The organism is Planktothrix sp. FACHB-1355 (genome assembly GCF_014748295.1).
GTDB lineage: Bacteria > Cyanobacteriota > Cyanobacteriia > Cyanobacteriales > Aerosakkonemataceae > Aerosakkonema > Aerosakkonema funiforme_A.
In genome coordinates, this window is the sequence record NZ_JACJUP010000790.1 from 1 (window position 1) to 3,407 (window position 3,407).

Below are 3,407 nucleotides of genomic sequence, written 5' to 3' on the forward strand. Positions count from 1 at the left end.
TCACACCACTGTTTTTCCAGCGAATTATACTCAACTTTGAGGAATTACCGTTCTATCTAACTGAAGCTGTTGCCTTAACTCTGGATTTTGTTTGAATATTTCTATTAGCTGCGGATTATCTTCGAGCAGCTGTTGCACTACTTGGGGATTTTTTTTCAATTCGTGAAGTAACTGCGGATTCCGTTGTAAAAACCTTTGGATTAGCACTTGCATCAACTGCGGATTTACTTGTGAAAGCTGTAGCACTCGCTGAACCATCTGGGGATTCTGTTGCATTTGCAACAAAAATTTTTGCACCTCGGTTGAATTTTGTGCAACAGTTTGAGCCAGTAAAGCAGAATTTGAGTTTCGCTGTAAGCTTTCTGGTTTGACACTTACATCAGCTTGGCTTTGAGTTGCTGTAAATCCCCAGATAGTTGCTGCCATTATTGTAGAGGCAGCTATTAAGTTAAAGGGCTTCACGATTGTTGATTCCTCTGAAAAAAGTTGAGTGTCAGGATTGTACAACTTTTAAGTTGCGATCGCCGAACATTTTTTAATAAAACGTGTTCCTAATATTTTCGCTCTCAAGACTGAGGAAAAATCATAAAATTTGTTAAAGCTGGCGCTTGCAGTCTCTTCAATAATAGGATGAGGAATCTTGGGCTTGTGCAGATGCCGCCTTGGCACTGAGGAATTTACGCAAACCAAACAGGGAGACGACCTCAACTTTCGTGCAATGGATTGAGATGCACCAAAAATAGCCAGCCTATGCAATTTTGTTCTTGTGGAGGCGATCGCATTCGAGCCACAATATTTCAGATAAAAATTGTCACCTGAATGCGATATAACTTACAAATTTGCAGATGGCAAAACTTTCACTTTATAGGCACATTCTTTCGCTCTTTGTCTAGCTTCTTCGACGGTTTCACCAAGCGCCAATGCTACACCCATGCGACGATTTTTGCGAGTTGTTGGTTTACCGAATAACCTTAATTTACTTGTGGGCACTTTTAAGGCTTCATTTATTCCGGTAAAGTGGGGATTATCTCCTGTTTCGTCAGCCAAAATTACCGCAGAAGCACCAGTTTTAATCAACTCTATATTGCCAATTGGCAAACCCGTAATCGCCCGGACGTGCAATTCAAATTCGGACATATTTTGGCTAATCATTGTCACCATACCAGTATCGTGGGGACGCGGGCTGACTTCGCTAAAATAAACTGTTTGCTTCCCATTCGGATCGCCAGCAATAAATAATTCAACGCCAAATATGCCCCAACCGCCTAAAGCTTCGGTAATTTTGTGCGCGATTTCTTGACACTGAAGGAGAGTATCTGGATTTAATATACAAGGTTGCCAAGATTCTCGATAATCACCGCTAACTTGAATATGTCCGATCGCAGGACAAAAAGACGTACCTTCGATCGATCGCACGGTCAGCAAAGTAATTTCGGTGTCGAATTCCACAAATCCTTCCACAATTACCCGTTGCTTCTGGGTACGTCCGCCAGTTTGGGCGTATTCCCAAGCAGGTGCAATTTCATCTTCCGTGCGAATGATACTTTGACCTTTTCCAGAAGAACTCATCACTGGTTTTACCACACAAGGCAAACCCAATTGCGCGATCGCATTTCGATATTCTTCTTCTGTATCGGCGAAACGATATGGCGAAGTTCGCAAACTTAATTCTTCTGCTGCTAAGCGACGAATGCCTTCGCGGTTCATCGTCAGATTGGTGGCGCGTGCGGTGGGAATCACCCGCCAACCTTCTTTTTCCAATTCTACGAGAGTTTCAGTGGCGATCGCTTCAATTTCCGGTACGATTAAATCCGGTTTCTCCAAATCCACCAAAAAGCGCAGTTTAGCATCGGAAAGCATATCGATGACGTGGGCGCGGTGGGCAACTTGCATTGCAGGCGCATTGCTGTAATAATCTGCCGCAATCACCTCCAAACCGAATCGCATCGCTTCGATCGCAACTTCTTTACCCAATTCTCCCGCACCTAACAGGAGTAAACGCTGAACTCCCTTTTGTAAAGGTGTTCCCCAAATTTGAGTTTTTCGATCTGCTTCTGACATGAGAGGAGGAACTTTAAACCAGCTTTTTGATGATAGTACAAATATCGTACTGTTACAAAAACCTCGCCTCCCCAGAATCCGCAGGTTAGTTGACTATTCAGAATTCTTCATAATAAGGTGGATAATTTAAAGAATTGTGATTGCCCCAAGCGTATAAAGCTTTAACATCTTCCCGGTTATCAGCCAAAACCTCTTCTAATTCTTCATAAGTCCATTTGCTGTAATGAACTATTTTTTCTAAAATAAAATCTATTGAACGCCGGGTAAATACATCTTCTAAAATCCGTTCTAAACCTGTTTCAGCAAAAAAAGCTAGTCAAACGAGAGCTTTAACGTTGCGAATAATTAGCGCTTCATAAGTAAGATATAATCCGTAATCGCTAAAAAACTCAAAACCTATAACCGATCGCAAAAAAAAGCACCTGGGATTCCAGGCGCTGTTAACCAGGGGGTGGAAAGTTGAAGATACTCCTAACCTAGAGCTTCGGCACCAGCCACAACTTCCAACAATTCTTGCGTGATTGATGCCTGCCGTGCTTTATTGTACGACAGGGTGAGCGAACCAATCAATTCGGTGGCGTTGTCGCTGGCATTGTTCATCGCCGTCATCCTAGCGGCGAGTTCGCTGGCAGCGGACTCTTGCAGCGCCCGCAACAATTGGTTATTCAGGTATAATGGCAGCAGCGCATCCAGAATTTGGACAGGATCTTGCTCAAACAGCATATCTCTGGGGAAACTGCGGACTTCGGTGCTGACTTTCTGCCGCTGCACCTCGAAATCACCACCTTTGGTGGTGAGGCGGAAAATCTCATCATCTGAAGATTCCAAACCTTGAGGGTCGAGGGGAAGCAGGGTTTGAATGACCGGTCGAGAGCTGATCAGAGATACAAACTTGGTGTAAACCAACTCAACTCTATCCACCGACTCGGAAAGGAACAAAGATAGCAGTTCGTCGGCAATTTGAGAAGCTTCCGCCGCCGAGGGAATTTGTTCCAATCCGGAGAATGTAGCGCTAATAGGTTGGTTGCGACGTTGGAAATACTGAACCGCTTTGCGTCCTACCAGGATAAACTTGTAGTCGCGGCCTTCTGCTTTGAGTTCCTTCGCACGGTTTTCGGCCCGACGGATGACGTTGGTGTTGTAAGCGCCGCACAAACCGCGATCGCCTGTAACTACCAACAGACCTACCGATCGTACTTCTCTTTGTCTGAGTAGGGGAAGGTTCGCTTCTTCAAACCGCAAGCGAGATTGCAAACCGTAGAGAACTTGAGCCAAAGCATCGGCGAAGGGGCGAGTGGCAATTACTTGCTCTTGGGCGCGACGCACCTTAGCTGCTGCCACTAACC

At 44.8% G+C, this 3,407-nt stretch carries 3 protein-coding genes; all 3 read right to left on the reverse strand.

Translation table 11 applies throughout. The annotated features are described in order from the left end of the window. Nucleotides 1–30: 30 nt before the first annotated feature. A complete protein-coding gene (locus H6S82_RS24900; RefSeq protein ID WP_190465125.1) occupies nt 31–462 on the reverse strand; it encodes a hypothetical protein in 432 nt (143 codons plus the stop codon). 369 nt (nt 463–831) lie between these two features. Next, complete coding sequence (gene purT / locus H6S82_RS24905) at nt 832–2,061, reverse strand: formate-dependent phosphoribosylglycinamide formyltransferase (RefSeq protein ID WP_190465124.1); 1,230 nt, start codon at nt 2,059–2,061, stop codon at nt 832–834. 471 nt (nt 2,062–2,532) lie between these two features. Beyond that, a partial coding sequence (locus tag H6S82_RS24910) for a F0F1 ATP synthase subunit gamma (protein WP_191056874.1) occupies nt 2,533–3,407 on the reverse strand: 875 nt, incomplete at its 5' end.